The organism is Kitasatospora sp. NPDC048194 (assembly GCF_043202455.1).
GTDB lineage: Bacteria > Actinomycetota > Actinomycetes > Streptomycetales > Streptomycetaceae > Kitasatospora.
Window position 1 is genome coordinate 436,181 of sequence record NZ_JBIDAK010000001.1, and the last position, 15,942, is coordinate 452,122.

The 15,942-nt window shown below is 72.7% G+C and carries 9 protein-coding genes; 2 read left to right on the plus strand and 7 right to left on the minus strand.

Features of this window, described 5'->3' with window-relative positions; translation table 11 throughout:
* Positions 1-100: 100 nt before the first annotated feature.
* Together ACGF07_RS02095 and ACGF07_RS02100 are read left to right on the plus strand one after the other, a co-directional pair.
* Positions 101-793, plus strand: coding sequence for a DUF6114 domain-containing protein (locus tag ACGF07_RS02095; RefSeq protein ID WP_392894569.1), 693 nt, complete (start codon positions 101-103; stop codon positions 791-793).
* On the plus strand, positions 790-2,274 hold the full coding sequence (locus ACGF07_RS02100) for a hypothetical protein (RefSeq protein ID WP_392894571.1): 1,485 nt from the start codon (positions 790-792) through the stop codon (positions 2,272-2,274). The genes ACGF07_RS02095 and ACGF07_RS02100 overlap by 4 nt, the downstream gene beginning before the upstream one ends.
* Positions 2,275-2,355: 81 nt before the next feature.
* On the opposite strand, the gene pyk is transcribed toward ACGF07_RS02100, so the two are convergent.
* The 7 genes from pyk to ACGF07_RS02135 form a co-directional block, all read right to left on the minus strand.
* On the minus strand, positions 2,356-3,783 hold the full coding sequence (pyk, locus tag ACGF07_RS02105; protein ID WP_392894573.1) for a pyruvate kinase: 1,428 nt from the start codon (positions 3,781-3,783) through the stop codon (positions 2,356-2,358).
* Positions 3,784-3,877: 94 nt separating this feature from the next.
* Positions 3,878-5,101 (minus strand): acetate kinase, encoded by a 1,224-nt coding sequence (locus tag ACGF07_RS02110; RefSeq protein WP_392894575.1) that lies wholly within the window; start codon positions 5,099-5,101, stop codon positions 3,878-3,880.
* Positions 5,102-5,144: 43 nt separating this feature from the next.
* A complete protein-coding gene (pta, locus tag ACGF07_RS02115; protein ID WP_392894577.1) occupies positions 5,145-7,289 on the minus strand; it encodes a phosphate acetyltransferase in 2,145 nt (714 codons plus the stop codon).
* Positions 7,290-7,484: 195 nt separating this feature from the next.
* Entirely contained in the window at positions 7,485-9,839 is a 2,355-nt protein-coding gene (gene glgB / locus ACGF07_RS02120) for a 1,4-alpha-glucan branching protein GlgB (protein ID WP_392894578.1), read from the minus strand.
* Between the two features lie 55 nt (positions 9,840-9,894).
* Positions 9,895-11,385: a phosphotransferase gene (locus tag ACGF07_RS02125; RefSeq protein WP_350742587.1), complete on the minus strand. Its 1,491-nt coding sequence runs from the start codon at positions 11,383-11,385 to the stop codon at positions 9,895-9,897.
* Positions 11,386-11,639: 254 nt separating this feature from the next.
* A complete protein-coding gene (treS, locus tag ACGF07_RS02130; protein WP_350742589.1) occupies positions 11,640-13,364 on the minus strand; it encodes a maltose alpha-D-glucosyltransferase in 1,725 nt (574 codons plus the stop codon).
* Entirely contained in the window at positions 13,361-15,331 is a 1,971-nt protein-coding gene (locus ACGF07_RS02135) for an alpha-1,4-glucan--maltose-1-phosphate maltosyltransferase (RefSeq protein WP_392894696.1), read from the minus strand. The genes treS and ACGF07_RS02135 overlap by 4 nt, the downstream gene beginning before the upstream one ends.
* Positions 15,332-15,942: the final 611 nt, after the last annotated feature.

Consider the following 15,942-nt stretch of genomic DNA (forward strand, 5'->3'; position numbering starts at 1 on the left):
GTGACGGGTCAGGACTGCGGCCGGGGGGCGGCGGATCACCGCTGCTCCCCGGCCACCCCCCTTTTGTTCCAACCTCGTAGCGACGTCGAGGAGTTGCACCATGTCCAGCGCAACGGTCGAGACGCGGCCCCGCCAGCAGAACCCCGTCGGCTGGCTGTGGCGGCACTTCCGTGAATTCCGCCGCACCAGGCCCTTCTGGGGCGGGCTGCTGGCCATGATCGCCGGCGTCCCGATCCTCTACTTCCCCTACGCCCACCTGTCGTTCGGCGGGCTGACCATCGCGATGTCCACCACCGCGGGCGCCGGGTCGCTGATCATCGGGGTGCTGATGATCATCCTCGGTGTGACCGCCTGGTTCCAGCCCGCCGTGCGGGTGTTCGGCGGCATCGCGACCATCCTGCTGACCCTGGTCTCCATCCCGGTCTCCAACCTGGCCGGCTTCGGCATGGCCCTGCTGCCCGGCCTGATCGGCGGCGGGCTGATGGTCTCCTGGGCGCCGCTGCCGGAGCCGTCGGCCGAGCCGACCGGCCGCCGGCGCGCGCGCCGGGCCGAGAAGGCGGCGGACCCCTCGGTGGCGCAGAGCGTCGCCGCCGAGACCGCCGCCCCCGCCGCCGAGCCGACCGCGGGGACCACCGCCGAGCCGGCTCCCGGGAGCACCGACGCGGCCGCCGCGGCGCCCACCGCCAAGCTGCCCGCCCAGGGCGGGCCGCACGAGCCCGCGGCGGGCAAGCCCGCCGCCGGGCCCACCGTGCCTCCGCAGGGCGGTGCCGGGGAGCAGGAGGAGGCGCGATGACCGGGCCGGCCGAGCAAGCAGCGGGCCCGGCCGCCCCCGCGCAGCGCTCCGGCCGGCACGCGGCGCCGAGAACGCCGGTCCGGGTCCGGCTGAGAGGCCGCGCGCTGGCGATGGCCGCGGTGCCGACCGCGCTGCTGATGGCCGCCGCCTACACGCCCAACGCGGCGGTCGCCGAGTCGGCCGCGGGCAAGCCCTGCCCCACTGCACCGGCCACCGTGCCGGACGTCGCGCCGATCGAGACGCCGGTTCCCAAGAGCGAGCTGCCCGAGCCGCCGCCCGGCCCGTCCGGCGCCCCCACCGGCGCGCCGACGGCCGCCCCGAGCGCGGGCCCGACCGCCGTCCCCTCGACCACGGCGAGCCCGACGACGGCCCCGACACCGACGGCCGCGCCCACCACTTCACCGGTGAAGCCGCCCGCCGCGACCACGCCCACCTCGCCGGTGAAGCCGCCGGTCGTCCGCTCCACCGACACCGGTGGGTCGGGTGCGGTGAGCGCCGTCTACCAGGGCACCGGGAACGGCGCGGCCACCGCGAGCCAGGCCGGGCTGATCGACGACATCGTCGGCGGCATCAACCACCTGCTCAACCCGGGCGCTTCGGCCAGTCCGACACCGAGTGCCACCCCGACCCCGGCCCCCGCGCCGGGCACCCCCCAGGCCTCGCCCACCCCCACCCCGACCCCGGCTGCCCCGGCGCCACGGGCCGGCACCCCGGTGCAGCCCGCCCAGCAGGCTCCGGCGGCCGGTGCCCAGCAGGCCGCGCCGGCTGCCGGCGGGAAGCCGTCGGTCGGACAGCCCTCCGCGGCCGCCGCCGCGCCGACCGCCGGGGCGAGCCCGAAGGCGTCCGCGTCGGCGACCCCCTCGGCCGGCGCCACGACGACGCCCACGCCCGGCACGAGCGCCTCCGGCACGCCGTCCGCCTCGCCCACCGCCGATCCCAACTGCCAGGTGGACGCCCGGAGTCTGACCGCCGGAGCGGCCGCCCCCGAGCACGTCGTGCCGGAGCAGAACTGGACGCTGCAGACCAGCCGGCTCGGCCTGCACGGCGCGGTGTTCCACGGCGTCTACGACGTGAAGACCCGGACCGGCACCAAGCGGGTGCTGAAGTTCGTGGTCGACAGCGTGGACATCGAGAACCTCGACATGTCGACCCTGGAGGGCAACGGCGTCACGTTCCACGTCCAGGGCGCCCCGGGCTCGACCTCGACCATGCGCAACGGCCCGGTCACCATGTACGTGGAGCGGCTGTCCGGCCACCTGTCCAAGGTGCTCGGCCTGCCGATCCCGATCGACCTGGGGGAGATCACCCTCACCCCGGACACCCTGCCGCGCTGGCTGTACGACCTGATCGGCGCCATCCCGATCCCGCTGGACCTGGAGCTGACCGGGGTCACCGCCAAGCAGGCCGGCCAGTTCGGCGGCACCCTGCACATCCCCGGGATGCACCTGTTCAACGACGACGCGCCCTACAGCGACAAGTAGCGGTCGCCGCGAACGCCGGTGGGGCGGCCCTCCCGTGAAGGAGGGCCGCCCCACCGGCGTTCGTACGGTCCTACCGGGGCGTCACTCGCCGTGGCTGCCCAGGCGGTGCACCTGCACCATGTTGGTGGTGCCGGGGATGCCGACCGGCACACCGGCGGTGACGATCACGGTGTCGCCCTCGCTCAGCTCGCCCAGCTTCAGCAGCTCGCGGTCGACCTGCGCGACCATCGCGTCCGTGGTGGCCACCTGCTCCGTCACGTACGACTCGACGCCCCAGCTCAGGGAGAGCTGGTTGCGGGTGGCCGCGTCCGGGGTGAAGGCGATCACCGGGATCGGCGAGCGGTAGCGGGAGAGCCGGCGGGCGGTGTCACCGGACTTGGTGAACGCGATCAGCGCCTTGCCGTTCAGGAAGTCGCCCAGCTCGCACGCGGCGCGGGCGACCGAACCGCCCTGGGTGCGCGGCTTGCGCCCCGGGTTGAGCGGCTGGAGGCCCTGGGAGATGAGCTCCTCCTCGGCCTTCTCGCAGATCCGGCTCATGGTGCGGACGGTCTCGACCGGGTACTTGCCGACGCTGGACTCGGCGGAGAGCATCACCGCGTCGGTGCCGTCCAGGATGGCGTTCGCGACGTCCGAGACCTCGGCGCGGGTCGGGCGCGAGGCGTGGATCATCGACTCCATCATCTGGGTGGCGACGATGACCGGCTTGGCGTTGCGGCGGGCCAGCGTGATCAGCTGCTTCTGGACCAGCGGCACCCGCTCCAGCGGGTACTCCACGGCCAGGTCGCCGCGGGCGACCATGATGGCGTCGAAGGCGAGGACGATCTCCTCCATGGCCTCGACGGCCTGCGGCTTCTCGATCTTGGCGATGACCGGCACGCGGATGCCGACCTCGTCCATGACCTCGTGGACGTCCTTGATGTCGTCCGCGTTGCGGACGAAGGACAGGGCGACCATGTCGACGCCCAGGCGCAGCGCGAAGCGCAGGTCGTCCTTGTCCTTCTCGGACAGGGCGGGCACGTTCACGGCCGCACCGGGCAGGTTGATGCCCTTGTTGTTCGAGAGCACGCCGCCCTCGACCACCACGGTCTTCACCCGCGGGCCGTCGACGCTGACGACCTCCAGGGCGATGACGCCGTCGTTGATCAGGATCGGGTCGCCCGGCTTCACGTCGCCGGGCAGGCCCTTGTAGGTGGTGCCGCAGATGTGCTGGTCACCGGGGACGTCCTCGGTGGTGATGGTGAACTCGTCGCCGTTGTCGACGGTCACCGGGCCGTTGGCGAAGGTCGCCAGCCGGATCTTGGGGCCCTGGAGGTCGGCCAGGACGCCGATGGCCTTTCCGGTGTCCTCCGAGACCTGGCGGACCTTGCGGTACCGCTCCTCGTGGTCCGCGTGGTTGCCGTGGCTCATGTTCAGTCGGGCGACGTTCATGCCCGCCTCGACGATGGCCTTCAGCTGTTCGTAGGAGTCCGTGGCCGGACCCAGGGTGCAAACAATTTTCGCTCGGCGCATATGGATCAGTCTATCCGTTCGTGTTATAGGTGCATTCCGCACGGACCGGGAGGAATCGCCGACGAAGAGTTCCGAGGAGTGAGACGATTTCGTGTCATTCCTCGGACAGCTCACCCTCCCTGTGCACCAGGGCGAAGGCCTGCCGGGCGATCTCCAGCTCCTCGTCGGTGGGCACCACCGCGACCGCCACCCGGGCGTACGCGGGCGAGATGATCCGGGGCTCGCCGGAGCGCACCGAGTTGAGCTCCGGGTCCACCGCGATGCCCAGCTCCGCCAGCCCCGCGGTGGCCGCCGCACGCACCGGCGCCGCGTTCTCCCCGACGCCCGCGGTGAACGCGATCGCGTCCACCCGGCCGAGCACCGCGTAGTAGCCGCCGATGTACTTGCGCAGCCGGTGGACGTAGCTGTCGAAGGCGAGCCTCGCGTCCGCGTCCCCCTCGTCGGCGCGGCGCATGATCTCGCGCATGTCGTTCTCGCCGCACAGCCCGCGCAGGCCGCTGCGGCGGTTCAGCAGGTCGTCGATCTCGTCGATCGACATCCCGCCCACCCGGTGCAGGTGGAACACCACGCCGGCGTCGATGTCGCCCGAACGGGTGCCCATGACCAGGCCCTCCAGCGGGGTGAGGCCCATCGAGGTGTCCACGCAGCGCCCGCCGCTGACCGCCGAGGCCGAGGCGCCGTTGCCCAGGTGCAGCACGATCACGTTGACCTCGGCCGGGTCCTTGCCGAGCAGCCTGGCGGTGGCCCGGGAGACGTACTGGTGGGAGGTGCCGTGGAAGCCGTAGCGGCGCACCCGGTGCTCGTCCGCGACGGCCTTGTCGATCGCGTACCGGGCCGAGTACTCGGGCATCGAGGCGTGGAAGGCGGTGTCGAAGACGGCCACCTGCGGCAGGTCGGGGCGCAGCGCGCGGGCCACCTCGATGCCGGTGATGTTGGCCGGGTTGTGCAGCGGCGCGACCGGGATCAGCCGGCGCACCTCCCTGAGCACCTCGTCGGTGATCACGGTCGGCTCGGTGAACCGCTTGCCGCCGTGCACGACCCGGTGGCCGATCGCGGCCAGCTCGGGGGAGTCCAGGCCGAGGCCGTCGGCGGCCAGCTCCTCGGCGACGGCCTTCAGCGCGGCCGAGTGGTCCGGGAAGACCTGCACCAGCTCGCGCCGCTCGCCCGTGCCCGGCGTGTGCGCCAGCCGGCCGCTGGACTCGCCGATCCGCTCGACCAGGCCGGAGGCCAGCCGGGTGCCGTCCAGCATCTCGATCAGCTGGTACTTCACCGACGAGGAACCGGCGTTCAGGACCAGGACGCGCGTCCCCCCGCTCATGCGCCCGCCTCCCGGAACGCGCACGTGCCGATGGTTCGCTCGCTCATGCCTGGTGCTCCTTGTCGTCCTGGGCCTGGATGGCGGTGATCGCCACGGTGTTGACGATGTCCTCCACCAGCGCCCCGCGCGAGAGGTCGTTGACGGGCTTGCGCAGCCCCTGCAGCACCGGGCCGACCGCGACGGCGCCGGCCGAGCGCTGGACGGCCTTGTAGGTGTTGTTGCCGGTGTTGAGGTCCGGGAAGATCAGCACCGTCGCCCGGCCGGCCACCGGCGAGCCCGGCAGCTTGGTGGCCGCGACGTGCTCGTCCACCGCCGCGTCGTACTGGATGGGGCCCTCGACCAGGATGTCCGGACGCAGCTCGCGGACGATCTCGGTGGCCTTGCGGACCTTGTCGACGTCCGCGCCGGAGCCGGAGGTGCCGGTGGAGTACGAGAGCATCGCGACCCGCGGCTCCACCCCGAACTGGGCGGCGGTGGCGGCGGACTGGATCGCGATGTCGGCCAGCTGCTGGGCGTCCGGGTCGGGGTTGACCGCGCAGTCGCCGTACACCAGCACCTTGTCGGACAGGCACATGAAGAAGACCGAGGACACGATCGCGGCGCCCGGCGAGGTCTTGATCACCTCGAAGGCGGGCCGGATGGTCGCCGCGGTGGAGTGCACCGCGCCGGAGACCATGCCGTCGGCGATGCCCTCCTGGACCATCAGGGTGCCGAAGTAGGAGACGTCGGTGACCACGTCCAGGGCCAGCTCGACGGTCATGCCCTTGTGGGCGCGCAGCCGGGCGTACAGCTCGGCGAACTGGCGGCGCAGCGGGCTGGTGGTCGGGTCGACGATCCGGACCTGGGCGCGGTCGCCGCCCGGCTCGCCCTCGGCCTGCCCCACCTGCGGGAGCTCGATGCCCAGGCTCGCGGCCTTGCGGCGCACCGCGTCGACCTCACCGAGCAGGGTGAGGTCGCAGATGTTGCGGCGCAGCAGGATCTCGGCCGCGCGCAGCACCCGCTCCTCGGTGCCCTCGGGCAGCACGACGTGCCGGCGGGCGGCCCGGGCGCGCTCCAGCAGCTCGTGCTCGAACATCATCGGGGTGACCCGCTCGGACCGGCCGACCTCGATCCGGTTGGTCAACTCCGCGGTGTCGACGTGCAGTTCGAACAGGCCGAGGGCGATCTCGGCCTTCCGGGGGCTGGCCGCGGTGAGCTTGCCCTCCAGGTGGGTCAGGGTGGCGGCGGTGGGCCAGCTGCCCTCGGGGACGACCGCGACCGGGGTGCCGGGGGCGAGCCGGGCGGCGAGCGCCATGACGTTCGGGCCGGGGTGCTGGCCGAGGGTCAGCAGCACGCCGGCGATCGGCGGGGCGCCCGCCGCGTGGGCGGCCAGCGAGCCGATCACCAGGTCGGCGCGGTCCCCGGGGGTGACCACCAGGGCGCCCTCGGTCAGCGCGTCCAGGAAGGTGGGCAGCATGGCGCCGCCGAAGACGAATCCGCGCACGTCCCGGGCCAGGCCCGCGGCGTCGCCGAGCAGCACCTCGGCGCCGGTCGCCTCGACCAGCTGGGCGACGGTCGGTGCGGCCAGGGCCGGCTCCTCCGGGATGACGAAGGCGGGGATCGGCAGCTTCTCGGTGAGGGTGCGCTGGATCCGCTGCTTGGCGCCGCCGGCCGTCCGGTTGGCGATCATCGCCAGCGTCTCGCAGCCGAGGTCGGTGTACGCCCGGTGGGCGCCCAGCACCTCGGCGATCACGGCCTCCGGGTCCTTGCCCTGGCCGCCGACCACCGGCAGCACGGCGGCGCCGAACTCGTTGGCCAGGCGGGCGTTGAAGGCCAGCTCGTCCGGGATGTTGGTGTCGGCGAAGTCGGTGCCGAGGACGAGCACGGCCTGGCAGCGCCGCTCCAGCGAGCGGAAGCGGTCGACCAGGGCGGAGACCAGCTCGTCCTGCCCCCGGGCGGCCTGCAGCGCGGCGGCCTCCTCGTAGGTGAGCCCGTACAGCTCGGAGCCGGGCAGGTCGATCCGGTAGCGGCCGCGCAGCAGTTCCACCACGTGGTCCGAGCCGGGCAGGCCGGGCCCGGCGGCGTGCACCAGCGGGCGGAAGACGCCGACCCGGTCCACCTGGCGGGTGAGCAGTTCCATGACCCCGAGTTCGACTGCCTGCCGGCCGTCCCCCCGGTCGATGCCGGTCACGTACACGCTGCGCGCCACGTGGGTGTCTCCGTCCCGTCGTCTCGGAAGGTGGTCATATCGACCATACCTTCGACCCCGGTGCGGCTGTCCGCCAGCAGGATCCGGCCGGGGCGGCAAGGGACGAAGGTCACCTCCCGGGCGCCCGCGGAAGGGGCACCCGGGAGGCGGCGGTCAGCGGGCCGGACGGAGCCAGAGGCGCCCGGGAGGCGGCGGTCAGCGGGCCGGACGGAGCCAGAGGGTGGCGAGCGGGGGGAGGACGAGCTCGGCGGAGCGGGGCTGGCCGTCCCATTCGGCCGACTCGGCCTTGATCGGGTGGGAGTTGCCGACACCGCTGCCGCCGTAGATCTCGGCGTCGGTGTTCAGCACCTCCTCCCAGAGCTGCTCGCGGCCCGGCAGGGCGGGCAGGCCGACCCGGCGGCCGTGGCGGACGACGGGGGAGAAGTTGCAGACGGCGACCAGCGGGGTGCCGTCGGCGGCGAACCGGACGAAGGAGAGCAGGTTGTCGTCGGCGGCGCCGCCGTCGAGCCAGCGGAAGCCGTCCGGGACGGTGTCGAGCTCCCAGAGGGCGGGGGTGTCCCGGTAGACCCGGTTGAGGTCGCGGACCAGGCGGCGCACCCCCAGGTGCTCCTCGCGGGCGGGCCACTTCTCCTCGAGCACCCACCACTGCGGTCCGTGCTCGTGGTCCCACTCGGCTCCCTGGGCGAACTCCTGCCCCATGAAGAGCAGTTGCTTGCCCGGGTGGGACCACATGAAGCCCAGGTAGGCCCGGTGGTTGGCGCGCTGCTGCCACCAGTCGCCGGGCATCTTGGCGACCAGCGCCTGCTTGCCGTGGACGACCTCGTCGTGCGAGATCGGCAGGATGTAGTTCTCGGAGTAGGCGTACACCATCGAGAAGGTGATCTCGTTGTGGTGGTACTTGCGGTGCACCGGCTCCTTGGACATGTAGACCAGCGAGTCGTGCATCCAGCCCATGTTCCACTTCAGCCCGAAGCCGAGGCCGCCGGCGTCGGTGGGCCGGGTGACGCCGTCCCAGGCCGTGGACTCCTCGGCGACGGTGACCACGCCGGGGCAGCGGCGGTAGACGGTGGCGTTCATCTCCTGGAGGAACGCGGCCGCGTCCAGGTTCTCCCGGCCGCCGAACTGGTTGGGGGTCCAGGCGCCGCCCTCGCGGGAGTAGTCGAGGTAGAGCATCGAGGCGACGGCGTCCACCCGCAGGCCGTCGACGTGGAACTCCTCGCACCAGTAGACGGCGTTGGCGACCAGGAAGTTGCGCACCTCCTTGCGCCCGTAGTCGAACTCCAGCGTGCCCCAGTCGGGGTGCTCGGCGCGCAGCGGGTCGGCCGGCTCGTACAGCGGCTCGCCGTCGAAGCGGGCGAGGGCGAAGTCGTCCTTCGGGAAGTGCGCGGGCACCCAGTCGACGATCACGCCGATGCCGTGCCGGTGCAGGGCGTCCACCAGGTACCGGAAGTCGTCGGGGCCGCCGAGCCGGGCGGTGGGCGCGTAGTAGCCGGAGACCTGGTAGCCCCAGGAGCCGCCGAAGGGGTGCTCCATCACCGGCATGAACTCCACGTGGGTGAAGTTCAGCTCGGTGAGGTAGCGGGGCAGCTCCTCGGCGATCTCCCGGTAGGTGGTGAGCTCGGGCCGCCAGGAGCCCAGGTGCAGCTCGTACACCGACATCGGCGCGCGGTGGTGGGCGGTGCGGGCCCGGCGGGCCATCCACTCGCCGTCCTGCCACTCGTAGGCCGAGGAGGTCACCACCGAGGCGGTGCCGGGCGGGCACTGGGCGGCCCGGGCCAGCGGGTCGGCCTTGTCGAGCACCCAGCCCTGCCGGGTGTGGATCTCGTACTTGTAGGTGGTGCCCTCGGCGAGGCCGGGCACGAACAGCTCCCAGATCCCGGAGGAGCCGAGCGAGCGCATCGGGTGCCCGGTGCCGTCCCAGTGGTTGAAGTCGCCGATCAGCCGGACCCCGACGGCGTTCGGCGCCCAGACCGCGAAGGCGGTGCCGGGGACGCCGCCGACGGTGCGCACGTGCGAGCCGAGCGCCCGCCAGAGCTGCTCGTGCCGGCCCTCGGAGATCAGGTGCAGGTCGAGCTCGCCGAGGGTGGGCGGGGTGCGGTAGCCGTCGTGCTGGCGCAGCGGCTCGCCGCCCGGGTAGGTCACCAGCAGGGTGTAGTCGGGCAGTTCGCCGCCCGCCAGCAGGCCGGTGAACAACCCGCCCTGCTGGTGGGTGAGTTCGGCGGGGCCCTCCGGGGTCTCCACCACCACCCGCTCGGCGAACGGGCGCAGCACCCGGATCGCCGTGCCGCCGTGCACCGGGTGGGCACCGAGCAGCGCGTGGGGGTCGTGGTGCTGACCGCTCACCAGCCGGTCCACCTCGGCCGGCGGCAGCGGCGCTTCGGGCAGGCGCAGCGAGCCGGTGGCGGCGTCCGCCGGGGCGGGGGCCGCCGGGACGCGCCCGTTCGCCTCCGGGCTTCCGGCACCGGCGCGCCCTTCGGCTCGGGGCGGGTCGGCCGGCGAGGCGGCCGGAACGGGGCGGCTGGGGCGGCCGGTCGGGTCGAGCGGCGTCACGGTGTGGTCCTCCTGCGGGGGTGGGCGAACTCGTGGCGGGGCGGGGGCGCGGGGATCAGACGGACAGGGCGAGCCGGTTGATCGCGGCCAGCGGGATCGGCAGCCAGCTGGGCCGGTGCCGGGCCTCGTAGACCACCTCGTACACCGCCTTGTCGATCTCCAGCGCCCGCATCAGCTCCGGGGAGGCCGCCGGGTCGGCGCCGCCCCCGGCGGTGTAGCCGGCGCAGAAGGCGGTGCGGTTGCGCTGGGCCCAGGCGGCGGCGAGGTGGGCCAGCTCCGGGTCGACCGGGCCGCCGGCCAGCAGGTGGGCGGCCGCGTAGTCGAAGGAGCGCAGCATCGCGGCGACGTCCCGCAGGGCGGGCTGCGGCTCGCGGCGCTCGTTGACGGACTTGGCCGGCTCGCCCTCGAAGTCCAGCAGCACCCAGCCGTGCGGGGTGCGCATGGCCTGGCCGAGGTGGAGGTCGCCGTGGATGCGCTGGACCGGCAGGCCGTCCGGGTGGGCGTCGGCGAGCTGCTGGAAGGCGTTGCGCAGCGCGGAGCGGAAGCGCAGCAGTCCGGGGACGGCGGCGACGGCGCTGTCCAGCCGGTCGGCCATCGCCGTGGCGAGCCGGCCGGTCTGGGTGCGGTCCAGCCGGGCGACCGGCATCGAGCGGGCCAGCACCCGGTGGACCTCGGCGGTGGCCCTGCCGAGCCGGTGCGCCTCGATGGCGAAGTTGCCGGGGGAGCGGTCGCCCTTGAGCCGGCCGACCTGGTCGAGGGCGAGCTCCCAGCCGTCCTCCGCGTCCGGCAGGTAGCGCTGCAACAGTCCCAGGGTGGCGGGCTCGGCCCGCTCCATCCGGCTCTCGAACCAGGCGGCGACCCGGGGGATCCGGGTGGAGCCGGCCCGGGAGAGGGCGAGCGAGAGCTCCAGGTCGGGGTTGGTGCCGGGGTGGATGCGCCGGAACAGCTTGAGGATGTACGAGGTGCCGTAGATGACCGAGCTGTTGGACTGCTCGGCGGTGGAGGCGCGGCCGGGGAGGTTGGCGGGCAGTCCGGAGCCCGGGGTGCGCCGGAAGGAGAGCGAGCCGAAGCGGTCGCCGGTGGCGAGGTGTTCCAGCAGGCGGCCGGTCAGTTCCGGGTCGTGCACCGCGTCGTAGAGGGCGGCGCCGTCGTACGGGCCCTGGCTGAGCCGGCCGAGCACCGCGCTGGGCTCGATCCCCGCGGGGCCCTGGGAGCGGATGCCGAGCAGCAGCTGGTAGATGTCGCCGTGCGGGGCGCCGGCCGTGGTGGCGTGTTCGACCCGGAGCAGCAGGTGCAGCAGGGCCGGATCACCGACCTGCAGCGGGGTGCCGACCACCGGGGTCAGTCCCGTGATGGGCCGTCCCTTCCCGGCGTACCAGCGCTGGGTGGGGAGCCACTCGGAGATCAGCGGCAGGGCCGCCTGGACGAGTTCGCTGACCCCCAGGGCGGTTCTCCGGGGCCCGGTGCCGCGCACGCCCGCGGGCGCGGCGGGACCGGCCGGGGCGTCGGGCTGCACATGGGCTTGAGAACGGGAGGTTTCGGACATGACTCCCTTTCCCCGGAAGCACGCGGACTGCCCGACGGGTCGTGGCCGGGTCCGTCAGTCTTCCGGATTGCGGCGGCGCGGCGGTCGCGGCACGCGAGCACGGCTCGGGTGTCACGCCTTCGTGTGGGTGGCCGTTGGGCTGTTCTCCGTACGCGGTGGTGCAGAGAGCTCCGGGGGCGCGGGGGTGCACCTCGCGCCCCCGGAGGGTCTGGTGGTGCCGTGCGGACCGGTGGGCGGCTCGGCGCGGCGGATCGTTACTTCGACCGCCTGGTGCCGCTCAGGCGCGGGGGCTGCCGGAGCTGGAACCAGTAGAAGCCGTGCCCGGCCAGCGTGAGCAGGTAGGGCCACTCGCCGATCGACGGGAAGCGCACCCCACCGATCAGCTCGACCGGGTACCGTCCGCCGTACTGCCGCAGGTCCAGCTCGGTCGGCTGCGCGAACCGCGAGAAGTTGTTCACGCACATGACCAGGTCCCCCTCGTACTCGCGCACGAAGGCCAGTACGGCGGGGTTGCTGGACGGCAGTTCGGTGTAGGTGCCGAGGCCGAACGCCGGATTGAGCTTGCGGATCTCGATCATGCGACGCGTCCAGTGCAGCAGCGAACTCGAACTGCTCTGCTGCGCTTCGACGTTGGTCACCTGGTAGCCGTACACCGGGTCCATGATGGGCGGCAGACTGAGCCTGCCCGGGTCGGCGGAGGAGAAACCCGCATTGCGGTCCGGGGTCCACTGCATCGGCGTGCGCACGCCGTCCCGGTCGCCCAGCCAGATGTTGTCGCCCATGCCGATCTCGTCCCCGTAGTACAGGACCGGCGAGCCGGGCAGGGAGAGCAGCAGGGCGGTGAACAGCTCGATCTGGTTGCGGTCGTTCTCCAGCAGCGGGGCGAGCCGGCGGCGGATGCCCACGTTGGCGCGCATCCGGGGGTCCTTGGCGTACTCCGCGTACATGTAGTCGCGCTCCTCGTCGGTGACCATCTCCAGGGTCAGCTCGTCGTGGTTGCGCAGGAAGATGCCCCACTGGCAGCCGCCCGGGATCTGCGGGGTCTTGGCGAGGATCTCGGACACCGGGTAGCGGGACTCCCGGCGCACGGCCATGAAGATCCGCGGCATCACCGGGAAGTGGAACGCCATGTGGCACTCGTCGCCGCCCGCGGTGAAGTCGCCGAAGTAGTCGACGACGTCCTCCGGCCACTGGTTGGCCTCGGCGAGCAGCACGGTGTCCGGGTAGTCGGCGTCGATCTCCTTGCGGACCCGCTTGAGGAACTCGTGGGTCTCCGGGAGGTTCTCGCAGTTGGTGCCCTCGCGGGCGAACAGGTAGGGCACCGCGTCCAGCCGGAAGCCGTCGATGCCGAGGTCGAGCCAGAACCGCAGTCCGGCGATCATCTCGTCCTGGACCCGGGGGTTGTCGTAGTTGAGGTCCGGCTGGTGGGAGAAGAACCGGTGCCAGTAGTACTGCTTGCGGACCGGGTCGTAGGTCCAGTTGGAGGTCTCGGTGTCGACGAAGATGATCCGGGCGTCCGGGTACTGCTTGTCGTCGTCGGCCCACATGTAGAAGTCGCCGTACGGCCCGTCCGGGTCCGTGCGGGAGGCCTGGAACCACGGGTGCTGGTCGCTGGTGTGGTTCATGACGAAGTCGATGATCACGCGCATGCCGCGCGCGTGCGCGGCGTCGACGAACTCCATGAAGTCGGCGATGTCACCGAACTCCGGCAGGACCGACTTGTAGTCGGCCACGTCGTACCCGCCGTCGCGCAGCGGCGAGGCGAAGAACGGCGGGAGCCAGAGGCAGTCGATGCCGAGCCACTGGAGGTAGTCGAGCTTGGCCGTGAGCCCCTTGAGGTCCCCGACCCCGTCGCCGTTGCTGTCCTGGAAGGACCGCACCAGCACCTCGTAGAAGACCGCACGCTTGAACCACTCCGGGTCCAGGTTCTTCTTCGAGGTCTCGGGGAAGGTGTCGGGGACGGGCTCGTTCACTGTCACGCTGGGTTCCTCCGAACCGTGAGGAGGTGAGCCGGCTCGGCTGAGGGATCGAGCCGGACGTAGTTGTGCCGGCCCCACGTGTAGACGGCGCCGGTGAGCTCGTCGTGCACCGTGTACGGGCCGTCGGCGTCCTGCCCGGGCAGGACGATCGTGACGGTGGCCTCCTGGACGTGGTGCGGGTCGAGGTTGACCACCGTGATCACCTGGTCGGTCAGGCCCTCGGGGGTGGTCGCGGTCTTGGAGTAGGCGATCACCTGGTCGTTGTCGGTGGGGTGGAAGCGCAGGTTGCGCAGCTGCTGCAGCGCGGGGTGGCGCCGGCGGAGCCGGTTCAGCACGGTGAGCAGCGGGGCCAGGGTGTCGGCGCGGTTCCAGTCGCGCGGGCGCAGCTCGTACTTCTCCGAGTGCAGGTACTCCTCCGAGCCCTGGTGGGCCGGTTCGTTCTCGCACAGCTCGTAGCCGGCGTAGACGCCGTAGCTGGGGGAGAGGGTGGCGGCGAGCACGGCTCGGATCGCGAAGGCGGCGCGGCCGCCGTGCTGGAGGAAGGCGTGCAGGATGTCCGGGGTGTTGGCGAAGAAGTTGGGCCGCATGAAGGCGGCCGCGTCACCGGTGAGTTCGGTGAGGTACTCGGTGAGTTCGTTCTTGGTGTTGCGCCAGGTGAAGTACGTGTACGACTGGTGGAAGCCGATCTTCGCGAGGGTGTGCATCATCGCCGGGCGGGTGAAGGCCTCCGCCAGGAACACGACGTCCGGGTCGGTGCGGGCGATGTCGCCGAGCACCTTCTCCCAGAAGACCACCGGCTTGGTGTGGGGGTTGTCGACCCGGAAGATCCTGACGCCGTGGGACATCCAGAATCGAAGGATCCTGACGGTTTCCTTGACGATTCCATCCATGTCCTGATCGAAGTTGATCGGATAGATGTCCTGGTACTTCTTCGGCGGGTTCTCGGCGTACGCGATGGTGCCGTCCGCGCGGTGGCTGAACCATTCCGGGTGCTTGTTCACCCACGGGTGGTCCGGGGAGCACTGGAGGGCGAAGTCCAGCGCCACCTCCAGGTGCAGGGCCCGGGCCTCGGCGACGAAGTGGTCGAAGTCCTCGATGGTCCCGAGGTCGGGGTGGATCGCGTCGTGGCCGCCCTCGGGGGAGCCGATCGCCCAGGGTGAGCCCACGTCGTGCGGACCGGCCGTCAGGGAGTTGTCCGGTCCCTTGCGGAACGCTCGCCCGATCGGGTGCACCGGCGGCAGGTACACCACGTCGAAGTCCATCGCGGCGATCGCCGGCAGCCGCTCGGCGGCGGTGCGCAGGGTGCCGGAACGCGGCGGCTCGACCCCGTTCGGGTCCACCACCGCGCCCTCCGAACGGGGGAAGAACTCGTACCAGGAGCCGAACAGCGCGCGCTCGCGGTCCACCTGGAGCGGCAGCGGGCGGGAGGCGCTGAGCAGCTCGCGCAGCGGGTAGCGGGCCAGCAGCTCCAGCACCTCGGGGGCGAGCGCCGCGGCCAGCCGCGACAGCGGGGGCAGCCCCGGGTCGCGCAGCGCGTCGGCGGCGGCCAGCACGTGCGCCCGGCCCTCCTTCTTCGGCACTCCGGCGGCGGCCTGCTCGAACAGCCGGGCGCCCTCCTCCAGGACCAGCGCGGTGTCGATCCCGGCCGGCAGCTTGATCGAGGCGGCCTTGCGCCAGGTGGCGACCGGGTCGCTCCACGCCTCCACCAGGTACGACCAGCGGCCGGGCGCGGTCGGGGTGACGTACGCGCCCCAGCGGTCGGTGCCCTCGGCGAGTTCGCGCATCGGCGTCCACGGGCCGCTGCGGCCGCGCGGGTCGCGCAGCACCACGTTGGCGTTGACGGCGTCGTGGCCCTCGCGGAAGACGGTCGCGGTGACCAGGAAGGTCTCGCCGACGACGGCCTTCGCCGGGCGGCGACCGGCGTCGACGATGGGGCTGACGTCCAGGACGGGGATGCGGCCGATCACGGTGTCGCTCTCTGTCGTCTTGCGGGCGGAGGGCTTGGCGGCGGGTTTGGCGGCGGGTTTGGCGGCGGGTTTGGCCGGGGCTTTCGCAGCGCGTTTGACGGCGGGTCCGGCGGCGGGCTTCGCGGCGGGGTCGGCCACCGGCTCGGCGGTGCGCGCGGCCGTGCTCCTGACGGTGCTCCTGGTCCTGCTCGCCGCGCGCTTGGCGCCGCTCCCGCGGACGGGGGCCGTCGCGGGGTCGGCGGCCGGGTCGGCGCCACCGGGGTCGGCGGCCTGGTGGGTGGTGGCCGTCGTGGCGGTGGCCGTGCGGCGCGTGGTGGTGCGCCTGCGCGGTGCCGCGGTCCCGCCCTCCTCGACCCCGGGGTGCCGGGTGGTGGCGGAGGGCTGAGCGGTGGCGGGCCGTGCGGTGGAGGGCCGGGCTTCGGAGGATTCGTCACGAACCGCCCCGGACCCCCGGGGCGACGGCATCGCCGGGTCTGTACGAGTGTCAGAATCCATCCGTCCGGCGGATTCCGCGACCGCTGCGTCGAGGCTTTCGGCCACCGGTGTGGACTGGTCCCGCGTGTCGCCGTGCATGCCAAACTCCTGCCCGAGATCAGCGGCAGCTCCCGCGG